The organism is Ruegeria sp. C12, from assembly GCF_056537745.1.
On sequence record NZ_JBQFSA010000011.1, the window covers coordinates 1 to 13,443 of the forward strand.

13 protein-coding genes are annotated in these 13,443 nt (G+C 53.8%); 7 read left to right on the forward strand and 6 right to left on the reverse strand.

What is annotated here, in order from left to right; translation table 11 throughout:
- Window positions 1–210 precede the first annotated feature (210 nt).
- Window positions 211–1,317 carry a helix-turn-helix domain-containing protein gene (locus ACR0C9_RS19365; RefSeq protein ID WP_480781824.1) on the reverse strand — a complete coding sequence of 369 codons (1,107 nt, stop codon included), beginning with the start codon at window positions 1,315–1,317 and terminating at the stop codon, window positions 211–213.
- Window positions 1,318–1,419: 102 nt separating this feature from the next.
- On the opposite strand from ACR0C9_RS19365, the gene ACR0C9_RS19370 reads away from it, so the two are divergent.
- The 6 genes from ACR0C9_RS19370 to ACR0C9_RS19395 all read left to right on the forward strand — a co-directional run bounded on the left by ACR0C9_RS19370 (window position 1,420) and on the right by ACR0C9_RS19395 (window position 8,930).
- Window positions 1,420–2,781, forward strand: a complete 1,362-nt coding sequence (locus ACR0C9_RS19370) for a metal-dependent hydrolase family protein (RefSeq protein WP_480781825.1) — start codon at window positions 1,420–1,422, stop codon at window positions 2,779–2,781.
- A gap of 114 nt (window positions 2,782–2,895) precedes the next feature.
- A complete protein-coding gene (locus ACR0C9_RS19375) occupies window positions 2,896–4,242 on the forward strand; it encodes an amidohydrolase family protein (protein WP_170524394.1) in 1,347 nt (448 codons plus the stop codon).
- A gap of 190 nt (window positions 4,243–4,432) precedes the next feature.
- Complete coding sequence (locus ACR0C9_RS19380) at window positions 4,433–4,705, forward strand: hypothetical protein (RefSeq protein ID WP_480781826.1); 273 nt, start codon at window positions 4,433–4,435, stop codon at window positions 4,703–4,705.
- Window positions 4,706–4,729: 24 nt separating this feature from the next.
- On the forward strand, window positions 4,730–5,110 hold the full coding sequence (locus ACR0C9_RS19385; RefSeq protein WP_170455709.1) for a hypothetical protein: 381 nt from the start codon (window positions 4,730–4,732) through the stop codon (window positions 5,108–5,110).
- A 219-nt stretch (window positions 5,111–5,329) separates the two neighbouring features.
- Window positions 5,330–6,082 (forward strand): DUF3299 domain-containing protein, encoded by a 753-nt coding sequence (locus ACR0C9_RS19390; RefSeq protein WP_480781827.1) that lies wholly within the window; start codon window positions 5,330–5,332, stop codon window positions 6,080–6,082.
- Between the two features lie 103 nt (window positions 6,083–6,185).
- Complete coding sequence (locus ACR0C9_RS19395; RefSeq protein ID WP_480781828.1) at window positions 6,186–8,930, forward strand: AsmA family protein; 2,745 nt, start codon at window positions 6,186–6,188, stop codon at window positions 8,928–8,930.
- Window positions 8,931–8,941: 11 nt separating this feature from the next.
- Here ACR0C9_RS19395 and ACR0C9_RS19400 read toward each other — a convergent pair whose 3' ends face one another.
- The 3 genes from ACR0C9_RS19400 to ACR0C9_RS19410 all read right to left on the reverse strand — a co-directional run bounded on the left by ACR0C9_RS19400 (window position 8,942) and on the right by ACR0C9_RS19410 (window position 10,872).
- Window positions 8,942–9,442 (reverse strand): hypothetical protein, encoded by a 501-nt coding sequence (locus ACR0C9_RS19400; protein ID WP_170624730.1) that lies wholly within the window; start codon window positions 9,440–9,442, stop codon window positions 8,942–8,944.
- Window positions 9,443–9,613: 171 nt separating this feature from the next.
- A complete protein-coding gene (locus tag ACR0C9_RS19405) occupies window positions 9,614–10,402 on the reverse strand; it encodes a nuclear transport factor 2 family protein (RefSeq protein WP_480708685.1) in 789 nt (262 codons plus the stop codon).
- Between the two features lie 29 nt (window positions 10,403–10,431).
- On the reverse strand, window positions 10,432–10,872 hold the full coding sequence (locus tag ACR0C9_RS19410) for a DoxX family protein (protein ID WP_480627206.1): 441 nt from the start codon (window positions 10,870–10,872) through the stop codon (window positions 10,432–10,434).
- A gap of 78 nt (window positions 10,873–10,950) precedes the next feature.
- On the opposite strand from ACR0C9_RS19410, the gene ACR0C9_RS19415 reads away from it, so the two are divergent.
- Window positions 10,951–11,838 carry a LysR family transcriptional regulator gene (locus tag ACR0C9_RS19415; protein ID WP_480781829.1) on the forward strand — a complete coding sequence of 296 codons (888 nt, stop codon included), beginning with the start codon at window positions 10,951–10,953 and terminating at the stop codon, window positions 11,836–11,838.
- Window positions 11,839–12,091: 253 nt separating this feature from the next.
- On the opposite strand, the gene ACR0C9_RS19420 is transcribed toward ACR0C9_RS19415, so the two are convergent.
- Both ACR0C9_RS19420 and ACR0C9_RS19425 read right to left on the reverse strand, forming a co-directional pair.
- Window positions 12,092–12,628: a hypothetical protein gene (locus tag ACR0C9_RS19420; RefSeq protein WP_480781830.1), complete on the reverse strand. Its 537-nt coding sequence runs from the start codon at window positions 12,626–12,628 to the stop codon at window positions 12,092–12,094.
- Window positions 12,612–13,382, reverse strand: a complete 771-nt coding sequence (locus tag ACR0C9_RS19425; RefSeq protein WP_480781831.1) for a hypothetical protein — start codon at window positions 13,380–13,382, stop codon at window positions 12,612–12,614. Before ACR0C9_RS19425 ends, ACR0C9_RS19420 begins: the two co-directional genes overlap by 17 nt.
- Window positions 13,383–13,443: the final 61 nt, after the last annotated feature.

Here is a 13,443-nt window from a genome sequence, read left to right on the forward strand (position 1 = left end):
CGCCCAACCGTTCCGAGAGCTCAATCTCACGCAGCCGGTCGCCGGGCAGAAGAGTGCCCTCGCGAATCTCGTCCAGCAGGCGCTGATACGCAGAGTTGCCTTGTGGGCCAGGTTGTAACGGGGTGTCATGAAGGGTCATCATGTTCACGTCGCTTTTGTTGCATCCAATAGCATGCAATCGGATACAAAGCGATTCGACAACAGTGATCGTCAGCCCTGCCCTTTCACCAAATTCCTATAAGCCGACGGTGACATTCCGGACCAATTTCGAAACGCCCTCGAAAACGCAGTGGAGTCTGCGTAGCCAAGCCGCAGTGCGGTTTCACCAACGGACTTCCCTGCCGGACCCAGCAGCCTCTTTGCTTCTTCCAGTTTGACGCCAGACATGACCTGAGAGGCTGATTGCCCGTAAGGGGCCAGCCGGTTGTTCAATGTCTCCCGGTGGAAACCGCACAGCCGCGCCAGTTGATCGACGCCAAATCCCGGCTCGGCCAGGTGAATCCGGATCAGGCCCTGAAGCCCGGCCAAGAAATCCTGAGGCGCATGCTGGTCGAGGGTAGCGCGTGTCAGGTCTGACGGATTCTCCAATATTTCCGGGGTCAACTGATGGCTCAGCCAGGTCGAGGGAAACCGGATCGAAAAACCCTGAGGGCTGCACATGATGGCATGAACACCATGAAAATGCCTGGGTAGCACGTCAGGTTCGCTGACCCGTAAAATGATCTGGCTCGGGTCCCATCTGAAATCCAGAACCCGATGCAGCAATGATATCCAGATGCTTGCCAGAAATGCGTCGGTCTGCCCGGGCGAAACCGAAAGCTTGAAATTCCGCTTGGCACTGAAATAGGCGTGCTCGCCTTCCACAAGCAGCGATTGCGTGACCGCATTGGATTCTTTCGAGACGGCTTGAGTGTAGCGCGTAAAAAAGTCGCCCAGCGTCAACGCCTTGGCCAACATGTCACCAAGAGGCAGAAACCGAACAAGGTCGATTGATTGACCAACTTGCGCGCAGAAATCCGGTGATGTTGCGTCAGCAGCGGCTTGATGGATTTTATAGATCGTCTCGTGTGGCAGGAAATTCTGGCGACCCATCACTTGGGATTCGCTCACGCCCAGCGGGTCCAAAACAAAAGCCGGTTCAACACCGGCGCCACGCAAAGCAGCTACAACGGGTGCAGCAACCGATGCCCGGACCAGCGGCAACGCCTTCTTTGTTTTTTGCTCAAATGCGTCCATGTCGCCCTCAAATATCACGAAGTTTATGACAGAAAGACAGCAAACACACAGAAAAGGCGCCGAAAGCTTGCAGAATGCCAAGTCAATTTGGCCGGACCGGTCATATTGTCAGGCAATTTTCAGCGGTCAGTCTAAAATCACATTCATAAATCAACATTTGTGATTCGCGATTGGAGAGCCGCCATGACGCTTGGATTAAAGGAAATACTGTCTGCTACAGCGGTCTTTGCAAGTCTGGCGATCGCGAGCCAGGCTTGTGCGCAGGAAGAAAACTTCCCGATCCTCTTTACCAACGTGCACGTGTTTAACGGTGTCGATGAACAGCGCATTGAGAACGCAAACGTTCTGGTCGTGGACAATCTGATTGCCGAGGTATCAGCGGAACCGTTGGCCGTCGCCAATGCCCAGATCATTGACGGTGGTGGGCGAACGCTGATGCCGGGCTTGATCGATGCGCACGTACATATGGCAATCACCGAGCCCGTCGCGGACCTGAGGGACAATTTTGACTGGATGTACTGGGGCGCAGTTTCCACAATTGAGGCCGAGAAGATGCTGCTACGTGGTTTCACAACCGTTCGGGATGCGGGTGGCCCGGCAATTGGTCTGCAAAAAGCGATAGACCGCGGCAAGGCCGTGGGCCCAAGGATTTACGCATCGGGGCCGGTCATTTCGCAGACTTCCGGGCATGGCGAGCATCGAGTCTATACCGAACCCCACCCGAACTTCATGGGGGCGCAGCCGTCTTTCTTCAACCAGCATGTCGAGTTCCTGGCCGATGGCGTGCCCGAAGTCTTACGTGCAACGCGCGAAGCGCTGCGCATGGGCGCGGTCCAGATCAAGGTGATGGCAGGTGGTGGTGTGTCATCTTCGGTTGATCCGTTGCACACCGTTCAAGGATTGCCGGAAGAGTTAGAGGCATCGGTTCGCGCAGCGGCCGATTGGGGGACTTATGTCATGGTCCACGCTTATAACGACGACTCGATCCTGCGGTCACTGGAAGCAGGCGTCATCAGCATAGAACATGGGCAACTGATGACTGAAGTATCAGCCCAGGCCATCAAGGATTCTGGCGCCTGGATTGTCCCGTTTTATTCTCTGCTTGGGCTTGATGAGGAAGTTGTCAAGAAGGCGCTTGGCCCGGCAGCGGCGCCCAAATTCCTTGATGTTCAGGCCGGTGCGCGCAACCAGATGAAACTGTTGAAAGAGTACGAGATCGAAAACGTTGCATTCTCAACCGATATCATCGGCGACCCGGTGGCTCTGACCAAGCAGAATGACGAGTTCAAATACCGGCTGGAGGCGTGGACTTCGTACGAAATCCTGCAACAGGCCACGTCAAAATCGGCCGCACTTCTGGCACTTTCAGGAAAACTCAACCCCTACCAAGCAGGCCCGCTGGGCGTGATCGAACAGGGCGCATATGCCGATCTGCTGCTTGTTGAAGGAAACCCGGTCGAGGACGCTGAGATCTTGGTCGACTACACCAATAACATCGATCTGATCATGAAAGATGGCGTGATCTACAAGAATACACTCGATTGAGTGTCGCGCGGGGTGAATTTACCTCGACATCCCGCGCCCCCTTTTTTTGACAAATGGGAGTACTGAGACGTGAAAACACTGGCCCCACTGACAGCAATCGCTGGACTTGTTTCCTTGGCAGCAAGCAGCGCGTTGGCGCAGGACGCGCCTGCACAAACCTTGTTCACCAACGTGCATATCTTTGACGGAATTAGTGAAGAGCGGATCGAAAACGCGAATGTTCTGGTTGAAGGCAATCTCATAAAGACAGTCTCGACCGACGGTATTGATGCGCCTGATGCGACGCTTGTTGACGGGGGTGGGCGCACGTTGATGCCGGGGTTGATTGACAGTCACGTGCATCTCTACGCGACAGGGCTCGTGCAATCCTTCTCGGGTCTTCAGGCCGCCAAATGGGATCAGATCGGGGCCACCGCGGCTGAAAATGCCCGCGACTATCTCTACGATGGTTACACCACGGTTCGGGATACCGGCGGAATGGGATCAGGTCTGCGCGAACTGATCGACAAGGGGATTGTAGACGGGCCACGCATCTATGCGTCAGGTGCCGCCATCGGCCCGACGTCCGGGCATGGTGACTGGCGTAACCCCGAGCAGCGAACCTTCAACATGGGATCGGACGACGTCGCCAATACGTTCAACCTGTCCTATATTGCTGATGGCGCCGAAGAAATCCGGAAGGCATCGCGGCTTAACTTCGCGCACGGGGCGAGTTTCCTGAAACTGATGGCTGGGGGCGGTGTGTCATCCGAGCTCGACCCGCTCTGGTCCGTTGCCTACAACGTTGATGAGATTTCAACAGCGGTTGAGGCTGCGTCCTTCTTTGATACCTACGTGACTGTCCACGCCTATACTGACGAAACGGTCACAATGGCTCTGGACGCGGGCGTCAAATCGCTGGAGCACGCTCAGATGGTGAGCGAGGAGACCGTCAAACGCATAGCGGATGAAGGTATCTTCTGGGCCCTGAATGTGGCTGGAATGGACCCGGCGCTGCTCGACCATCCGAATTTCTCGATGCCGACGGTGAAACCGAAACTGGAAGAATATCTGGTCGGGTCAGAAAACGTCATTGAGTACATCAAGAAGTACAAACCCAAGATCGTGCATAACGTCGACACCGTGCTGTCCACCATCGGATTTGGCCGCGCGCACCGCGACTTTGAAAAGTACTATTTCGCTGAATTGCTGGGGAACCACGCTTTCCTGGTCGCGGCCACATCAACTGGTGGCGAACTCGCCCAACTGACAGGGCGGCGGAACCCCTATCCCAATAAGCTGGGTGTGATCGAAGAAGGGGCCTATGCCGACATTCTGATCGTCGACGGAAACCCGCTGGAGGACCTGTCGGTTCTTGGCGCAAATCCGAAGTGGTTTGATGCACCTGCGCGTGATCGAGGGTTCGAGACCATTCGGGTGATCATGAAAGACGGCGTCTTCTACAAGAATACACTCGAATGAGCAGAGTATGCGGAAAATTGGCCCCTGCGCCTTGCGCCGTCGATCCTGAACAGGGGAGCGATCAATGAACAAGGCAATCGCAGTATCTCTTTGCGCAGTTGGGATTGGAGTTTCCGGAGCAGCGACGGAGGAGTCTCACAGCCGATACTACCTGGGGATCGGGGAACCAAACCCCGATGCCTGGCAAATCATGATCGACAACCCAACCGACCGGGAAAAGGACATGGGCGCTGCGCTCGCCGCAATGGGCGGTGAGATGATCAGCTATTTCTGGGGACTGGCGGATGGCAAGAACTACATCACCGTCCGTTTCCCGGACGATCCGGGCATGGTGCAGGCCATATATATTTCGCGTCTGGGCCAGGGGGTTCTGAAAGACTACACGTTCATCGAACTGATGACGAGCGCGGACATGATCGAAGCCCTGAAGCGCGTGCCGGAATTTTCAACGCCGGTGGAATGAAGTTGGGAAGCAAAGGAACAAGCTATGAAGATCGCATACGGAATTCTCGCAGCCTTGGCAGTTGTGTTTTTCATCCTTGGAGGCAGCGATGCCTTTGCCAAAGACAACAAGGGTAAAAAGCCGAACAAGGGGGGCAAGAAAGGTGATGTCAGCATTCAGATCGAAGACAAACCCGGCAAAGGCCCAAAGGCTGTGCCGCCCGGTCAGATCAAGCGCTACACGCGCGGTGCCAAGCTCCCATCTGATCTGGAGTTCGAGGATATTGGGGACCTTTCCAAATGGAAGCTGGGGGAGCCGGGCAAAGGAAACCGCTACATTCTGGTCGATGACGAAGTCCTCGAAGTTACGAATGATCTGTCTACCGTTGTCGATGCGGTCGGCATCGTCGGTGATCTTCTAAACTAGGCGAAAGTTCAATGTTTCAGGGCAAGAACTACCTCGTTTGTCCTGAAGCTGGCCGGGGCGATCATACTGTGAACCCCGGCCCAAGTTCAAAAACCGGATCCGAGGTGCTACGACGATAGAGCCCCTTCTTGTACTTTTTGCACTTGCCACAGGAATGACCACACGCGGTGCAGTTGCGAACTGTAAATCGTTCACCGGACTAAAGAGGAGCATATTACAATGAGACTGTCTTATGCTGTGATTGCTGCATTCTTTCTGGCATTGCCGACTCATTCGGAAGTCGCACGTATCGAGTGGTCAGACTTGATCGATGAAACTGCTCAGAACTATGAAGATCCGTTCGTCGAATTGACGGGCAAACAGCTTGGCGCGCTTCGCAAATTGGTCCGGTTGCGCGCGCAGCAAGAAAAAGGTGGGTCGACGCCGGAACAGCTGGACCAGCTTCAAATGGATCTCGAGGCGACCGAAGCAATCCTTGCTGAGGAAGGCGTTGATGCGGACTGGCTGATTTCCCAACGTTGGATTGTGATGGAACGACGTGAGACGGCGGGCACGGCTGCCAACATCGACATCGATGGTGCAACCGTTTCATTGGGTGGATTTGTGATCCCGGCACCCCGCGACGAAGATGGCTCCCAAATGGCGTATATCGTGCCGGAACGTGGAATGTGCAGCCATGTTCCACCTCCGCCCCCGAACCAGATGGTGCGTTTGCGCCTGAGTGATTCATGGACGCCATCGACGGTCTACGAGCCCATCGTTGTAACCGGTCAAATCAGGATTGAGCCGACGCAGAAGGAAATGCTGGTTGTTGATGGTCCCGTCCTCATGAAGGCTGCGTTTACTTTGGCGGTCGATGACGTTCAGACTTTTGGACCAACCAAGACTTCCGAAGAGGCTGCAACCAATAGGGCAAGTGTGTTGATGGGAAGAACAAAAGCGACTGGCGGGGCTACCAGAGACGATGAGTGACACGAGCCAATTGACCTGAATAAGGTTCAGAACGGGCGTTCAGTTTGGTGGGCGGAATATCCGCATGAGAGACTGAACGACAAAAGCGGCGATAGGGGAGTGCATGAGGGTTTGGCTATTTAGAATAATTGGGCTTGTGGCATTACTTGCATTCGCAGCAGTCGCATTTGTTTGGTTATTGCTTGCTGCTCCGATGTTTTCGGACATGCGGCGTGACCTTGTAGAAAGAGTTCTTTCGGAACAAATTGGTCGATCCCTTTTGGTAAACGATGATGTAAGCGTCGCGCTTGGCCGCATTAGTCACATTTACGTCGGTGGTGTGGTCATCCCGAGCCTGACAATGCCGGACTCACCCTTTGTTGAATTGAACCTGCTGGAATTGGAGCTGGACATTGCCGCTTTGACCAATGGGCGTCTGCATTTTGACAATCTGGTCGTGGAAGGCCTGCAGGCGAATATTCTTACAGCCGCAGACGGCACAACAAGCTGGCGAAAAGGCAATCCAACACCCAAGCCCGCGTCCGAGGAACCTGTATCAGCGGAGGATCAAAAAGACGTCGCCAGCGCTGATAGTGCCAGTGAGAGTGACACAGAAGGCAGTGGAATCCTGAACTTCCTGAGCGACAAGAACGTCCGTTTCACATCAATAGGGTTAAACATCGATGACAAGGTCTCGGGCTTCTCGTTTGTGTTTGACCTTCAGTCCCTCGCGCTCGAACAAGTAGATAGTGGACAACGGTCAAAGGTCTCTGGTTCCGGCTCCGTCAACGGTCAGGGTTTCGAAATCGAAGGCGACTACCCCCATGACGCGCCATTTACGACGCGCGCCAGCTTTGGCGAAATGACCGTAAGCTACGACGGCGAGCCATTGGCGGAAGACGAAGGTGGCGGCTATCGCGCAGTCTTAGAGATGGACACCGGAGAATTCGGTGATTTTCTGGATGTCATTGGATTGGAACGGGTTTTGGAAGGCAATGGCCAGTTGCAAGCTGAACTCGTGTCTCAGGACGCCCTGAAGATCGAAGCGTTTACAAGCACCGTAAGCCTTGAGGATGGGCAGAAACTTGAAGCTGAGGGTTCCATTGAAGACCTCTACACCGCTCAGGGCGTCGATCTGCTTTTCAACGCACGGCTTCATCCGGAAGGGCAGCCGCCGCCAGCAGCAAAGAGTATTCAGGAGCTGAAATTCACAGGCTTTGAAATGCATATGGTCGGATCGCTGGCTTCCTTCGAATTCGAGAAGTTGCTGTTCCAGACCAATGCGTTTGACCAAGGGCTGGACGTAATCGGCCCAGCTTCAATCGAAAGCATTCGCCGCATGCCGGACGGCCGGCTCGCCATGCTGGGAATTGCCTTGCAAGCCGGGCCAATTGAGGAACCGGTCCTCAAAGCCGAAGGTGAAATCCTCGACCTGCTTCAGCTTCAGGACGTAACATTCGATGGTGTGTTGAACGGGCCTGCCAAGTTGATTTTGCCCAACCTCGAAGAAGACTATGTTTACCAATTCGGCGGCATCAAAGCCGATTTCAACATATCCAATGCGGGCGGGCCGGTTTCACTCAACAGGTTTAACGCGACCACTTACGACACCGATCTCTGGGCGCTGGATCTTGCGCTATCAGTTAACGAGCTCAAAGGGCTCGCTGGTCTTGATTTTGACGTGGAACTGGATGTCGACGACGGTGCGCAGTTTCTGACCGCGCTCAACTTGCAACCTGTCGAAATCGGCGCTCTGGCGATCGATGCTGAAACCTCCAGGCAGGGCGAAGACTTTGATGCCGCAATCGAGTTCGAAGCCGGGTCTTCGCATCTTCTTGCCGCTTTGGATGCGCGGTTTCCCGAAGGTGCATCCGTCGTTCGGGGCAACATTACGAGCGAGAGGCTCGATCTCAACGACCTGAAGACCCTCACCGCCGTACTGGACCAACTGAAGGGCCTGGTAGGCGAGGCCTCGCAAAAACCTGAAACCGAGGTTCAACCCTTGGTTCTACCGAAGGAGACAAATGTCCAGCCCTTGGTGTTGCCAAAAGAAAAAGGGAAACCTGCCGATCTTCTGGATGTGCAGCGCGTGCTGCGAGAAGCTGACGTCGAGGTGCTGATCGAATTCAAAGAGATTGTAGGCCAGCAAGGCGTTACATCTGTTTCAAGCCAATTGTCTGCCAAAGAAGGAACCGTGGATTTCGGCCCGCTCCAGATGGCTTATGGTGGCGGAAACTTCAGCCTGCGTGCAGTCATGGATCTGATTGACTCACCTGATTGGCTTTCCTTGTCAGGATCGACCTCGGGATGGGAATTCGGTGAGATCCTTGATGAATTGGGCATAGGTATTGATGCCTATGGGCGATTGAGCGGTGAGTTCAACGTTTCTGGCAGTACCGCCTCGGGCAAGGCCTTCGTCAACTCGATGCGCGGCAATGCGTCTTTGTCGATGTCGCAAGGTTACATTAGTACCAGTCTACTGGAACTGGCCGGGCTGGGTATTTTCCCGTGGCTGTTTTCAGAAGAATTCAGACAAGGCTACACCGACATCACGTGCGTGGTCGCCCCGGTTGATATCCAGGCCGGGCGGGTCAGCTCAAACTCCATCGTCATTGAAACGGGATCAGTTCAATTGGTTGCAAGGGGGCAAGTGGACTGGCTGAACGATACGATAGCAATACGAGCGGAGCCGCGGCGCGTGGGTAAACCCCTTTCCCGAAGCGCCTGGCCCTTTGATGTGACTGGCCCGCTTTCGTCGCCAAAATTCAAGCTGGATGTGGGCGGGTCCAGAAACAAGGCTCCGGGCGGTGCTGATGAAATGCCTGCCGAAAGGCAGCCATGTGTGCCAGACATCAATCAATTGGAATAATCGGGCGCGTCCTAGTTCTTCAGCGGCTCCGGCTGTTCGGCCTGACACGCCAGAACGGCCTCAATGGCTTTGGCAGATCCGCTGAGATCAAGCTCCACCTCGGCCCCACTTTCACCAATGATCGTAACACTTTGGCGTTTTCCAAACTCGGTTACAAATGCCGGGTTGTCAAAAAAGGCGTAGCCACCGGGCACGCCATTCTTGAAGACACCAACCGCTTCACCTTCGAATTTCGCATCACCAAAGTCGAACTGTACGACCCCTGTCGCACCATCCTCGATTTGAACCCAGGCCGGATTAAAGGCGGCAAAAAAGCCACCGGCCTGATTGGGTGCCGCGCCAATTTCAACGGTCATGTCATTTTCAAACGGTTTCCACGCAAGACAGCCGTTGCCCTTTTCGGGATCAATCAGGATTGTCCAGTCGCCGGATTCACCCCACCGTTCCATACCGGCGGCCCACACCGCGCCAGTGGAGATCAATGCTATTGCTGTCAGCGCCAACTTCTTCATTCGATACTCCACTCCAGTTTCGAAAGTATAAGCTGCGTTCAGAGTATCGCGCGGGGTTATTCAAATACAACCATTCAATTTCTGGAATGTTGAACCGAAATCAACGCGCCCTAGCCCTGAAGAGGCAATAATCTTCGGCCTCGGCCAAAGAAAATATGACGCTCTACTCCTCTAGAATTTGCCAGAGTTGTTCCAAGTCTCTTTCGGGCCAATCTGTTCCTGAACATCCCAATGTTCGACGATCTTTCCACCTTTGAGCCGGAACAAGTCAAAGACGGCCCAATCGTCCTCGTCTTGATTTACATGGCTAAAGGCAACCACAAAATTTCCTTGGCCGAGTAGTCGGTGAACTTTGATGTATTGCGCGGTTTTTCCACCATTCGTCACCTCTCCAAGATACTTGGAGAAAGCTTCCAATCCGTCGGCTATGTCTGGATTGTGCTGATCGTATTGGTCGGTCGATATGTAGTCATTCACAAGATCGGTGCGTCCGGCCATCAGGACATTGTCGATGAACCCTTGCACCACGGTCTTGTTGGCTTCGGTGAGATCGAGATCTTCGATTTCGGTTGGGCCATCCACCATGCTGCGGCCCGAGACGGTTGGCCATTTATACGCGGCAATCACATCCCAATGCTCGACGATTTTACCGTCGTCGTCGGTATCAAAGATATCGGCCGTTACCCACTGGGCTTCACCGTTGTTGAGGCTTTGATACACATGAACGAAGACGAAATTCCCATCCTCGATGGTGCGCAGAACCTGAATGTCGCGCACCGGATTCCGCTCAAGAAAAGGTGTGAAGAACTCGATGAAACCTTGTTTACCATCACGTACACCCGTTGAGTGTTGCGTGTAGCGATCCCCGGTATATTTATCGAGCGCATCGACCATCTTGCCATCACGAATGCCTTCCAGATAAAGGCCCTTGGCATTTGCCACGCGGATACTGTCAGTCACGATATGTACTCCCGTTTCACAGTTTGGTTTTAGCCAATACCTAAAATGCTCAACAACGCGTCACGGCCAGACCAGGCTACGATAGCGGACAAGGTGCCTGTGACCATGGCAGGAACGCCTTCTTTCCAGGTGTCCCAGATCAGATGACACCCAATGGCGCCGATGGACGTGCCAAGAATTGCCAACGCGCCCAAAGTCCCGACCCATGATCCCTGAAACCAGATCGCGATTGCACCAAACAATTCAACCACGCCAACCAGGGCCATGATCTGCCGGTTCAACCCGTACTTGATGAACATCGCCAATTGGGTTTCAAATATGAACTTCTGCCAGCCGAAGATCTTGATCGAGCTTGCGAAGAGGAAGAAGACGGACAGCAATCCGACAAACACAGTCTGGCCTTCGCCCGCAAGTCTGATGGCCATTTCTTTTCCGAAGCCGCTGCTGGCCCCTGTGATCAGAATATTCATCTATCCGTTCCTCTGGTGGTCGAGAGGGAAATGGCACTCAATGGACATGATTGGAAATTATCACTACTTCTTCTTAACATGAATGAAATTGATGGAATTGACCTCAATCTACTGAAATCTCTGCAAGCCCTCATCTCGGAGCGGCATGTCGGGCGGGCTGCGCAGCGAATGAACGTAACACAACCTGCCATGAGTCATACTCTGGCAAGATTGCGCCGCCTGTTTGACGACCCTCTGTTCGTCAAGCAAGGGCGCGAAATGGTGCCAACAGCGCGCACTCTGGGCCTTGCTGCGCGGTTGAACACGATCCTTTCTGAGATCAGCGTACTGACCGCACCGGTTACATTCTCACCTGAAAACGCAAGCGCAACTATTCGAATTCATGCCCATGATTTTATTGCCACCAGTTTCCTTGCAAACGCTGTTCGGCGTATTCGAGAGCAAGCACCAGGGATCGTGTTCGAAGTTCACAGCTATTCAGATCACAGCTACCAGATGCTCGATTCTGGGGATGCCGACTTGATCATTGGCGCAGGACTTCAGGCAAATCCGAAGTTTCTTCAAAAGCTGCTACTGCGCGAGCGCCTTGTGTGCCTATTGGACCGAACCCACCCAGCGTTGAAAAGCTGGAATGCCGAGACGGTCTTTCTATATCCACATGTCCGGCTGAGCCTCATGGCCAAACAAGATGACCCAGTTCACCTTTTTGGCAAGGATCAGGGTTTGCCCCCACGCCAGATTGGGCTGGTGACAGATAGTCTGCATCTGCAACCGGCCTTCCTGGAAGGAACAAATCTAATCGCTTTTGTACCGGAGACGCTCGCCCAAGCCGCCACCATCAACGGAAATCTAATCACGCGTGATTGCCCTTTTCCCCTGCCGGAATTGGGAATCCGTGCGATTTGGCATGAGCGAGACGCGCGATCCCCCCTTCTCAGCTGGATCCGTAGCCAGCTGGATGTTTAGCGGCCAGAAAACCGGAGAGCTTTTCAGCATCGCTCACGCTGTCGGTTTTTGAGGTTCCCTACAACGCTGTAGGTGCGCTCATAACGCTGCACTCCCAACATTGATTTCATTGAAGAAAATCTTGGAAGATTGCCCATAACTCTGCGCGGTATTTGCGCATAACTTTGCACGATTTGCCCATAAGTTTGCGTGCCACAGAGAACCCATCGAACAAACCAGCTCCTATGGCTTATCTGCAATTCTCAAATGCAACTTATTCCCAATCGCCAGCAGACGAGCGCCACGTCTTAGCGTCCGCATCCCAAACACTGGCGGTGACGCAAGGCGTTGGGTTTATTCCGTCGCAATTGGATCCATGAATATCCGCAACAACAACGCGTTGACGCCCAAAATCAACAACCGTCCAGCCCTGGTTGAGCAAGGATTGAACCTCCTCTTCAATCAAGAAGTGCGACATGCATCCGCCAGTTCCGCAGTAAAGAGATGCGGCGCTCGAACACGCAAAACCAGACTCATTCAAAACCCAGTCGCGTTGTAGATCTCCGTCGAGATCGACCCTTTCAACCGCGCCCCAATCTAAGTCAAACTGACCGTTGTTGAACTCCGCGCATGCCTGCGCCGCCAGATCAACCTTTGCTCGCAAACCGGTTGGAATTTGCGAAACGTCAGCCGCGACAACTGGTGAGGTCCAAACCAGGCCCGAACCAAGCAGGATCGCAGATACCAAACGTTTCAAGTAGCTTGCCAATTGGGAAGCCGGTTGGAAGGTGGCTTCAGTTGCATTGTTCATACCTGTAGTCCCCGTATTCCAGCCAGTTTGCCGCGCCTTCGTTAAAAATCAGAAATTCGGACCTGTCTTCCCCAAGCAGGGCGACAACAAATCCCGCCGGCGGCTCAGAGTTTCCGAAGTAACTGTAGGCCGTCATGGCTCTGATCGAATCGCCGTTAACCGCTACTCGCGCGTCCCACTCCCCCTCTGGATTGTCCAAAATTACGGGTTCGATCACGCGTTTCACCGCTCCGCCACCACAATAGACGATGCCTTCGGGCGCTTCGTAGGAGGTCTCTTGGCTAACTTCTGAATCGCACGCAGAACGAAGGGACCGAATTGCTGCGCTGGAACCTTTCAAGTCAAAAATTCCGTAGCTGACATCTTGATCAATCATCGACAGATTAACCGATGCATTGGCCGCAAGCTGGTCCAGAACAAAACCATAGTCCGGCTGACTATTGAAACTGACCTCGACGGGATAGTTGTCGACGATCTGCACGGCAGCGTTTTCTGCGCCAACCTGAAATGCGCCAACTTCGGTGGTGCCGTTCTTCAAAAATCGAATGGAAAGCCCCTGCTTATCCACAATGTCCTGGCTGTCCTCGTATCCAGCCGGAGCAAAGCGGATACGGTTGCACTGAAGCTCCAGTGTCATGCTTTCAGTCTGAATAAATGCATTGGGATTAGGCCCGGAACTGAACGACCACTCCGCCGATGCAGTGGTCGCCATTGCCATCATCAACGCTCCAATGGAAATCGTTTTGAAACTCATTTCTATCTCCATGGTGTTGCGGTTCGGACTTTCATTCAGCAGGAATTCCGGCTTGTTGCCT

What these genes read in the sequence shown, in the direction of transcription:
- ACR0C9_RS19370 (WP_480781825.1), top strand. Translation starts at nt 1,420, where the DNA reads ATGACGCTTGGATTAAAGGAAATACTGTCTGCTACAGCGGTCTTTGCA.
- ACR0C9_RS19380 (WP_480781826.1), top strand. Translation starts at nt 4,433, where the DNA reads ATGATCGACAACCCAACCGACCGGGAAAAGGACATGGGCGCTGCGCTC.
- ACR0C9_RS19385 (WP_170455709.1), top strand. Translation starts at nt 4,730, where the DNA reads ATGAAGATCGCATACGGAATTCTCGCAGCCTTGGCAGTTGTGTTTTTC.
- ACR0C9_RS19390 (WP_480781827.1), top strand. Translation starts at nt 5,330, where the DNA reads ATGAGACTGTCTTATGCTGTGATTGCTGCATTCTTTCTGGCATTGCCG.
- ACR0C9_RS19395 (WP_480781828.1), top strand. Translation starts at nt 6,186, where the DNA reads ATGAGGGTTTGGCTATTTAGAATAATTGGGCTTGTGGCATTACTTGCA.
- ACR0C9_RS19400 (WP_170624730.1), bottom strand. Translation starts at nt 9,442, where the DNA reads ATGAAGAAGTTGGCGCTGACAGCAATAGCATTGATCTCCACTGGCGCG.
- ACR0C9_RS19410 (WP_480627206.1), bottom strand. Translation starts at nt 10,872, where the DNA reads ATGAATATTCTGATCACAGGGGCCAGCAGCGGCTTCGGAAAAGAAATG.
- ACR0C9_RS19415 (WP_480781829.1), top strand. Translation starts at nt 10,951, where the DNA reads ATGAATGAAATTGATGGAATTGACCTCAATCTACTGAAATCTCTGCAA.
- ACR0C9_RS19420 (WP_480781830.1), bottom strand. Translation starts at nt 12,628, where the DNA reads ATGAACAATGCAACTGAAGCCACCTTCCAACCGGCTTCCCAATTGGCA.
- ACR0C9_RS19425 (WP_480781831.1), bottom strand. Translation starts at nt 13,382, where the DNA reads ATGAGTTTCAAAACGATTTCCATTGGAGCGTTGATGATGGCAATGGCG.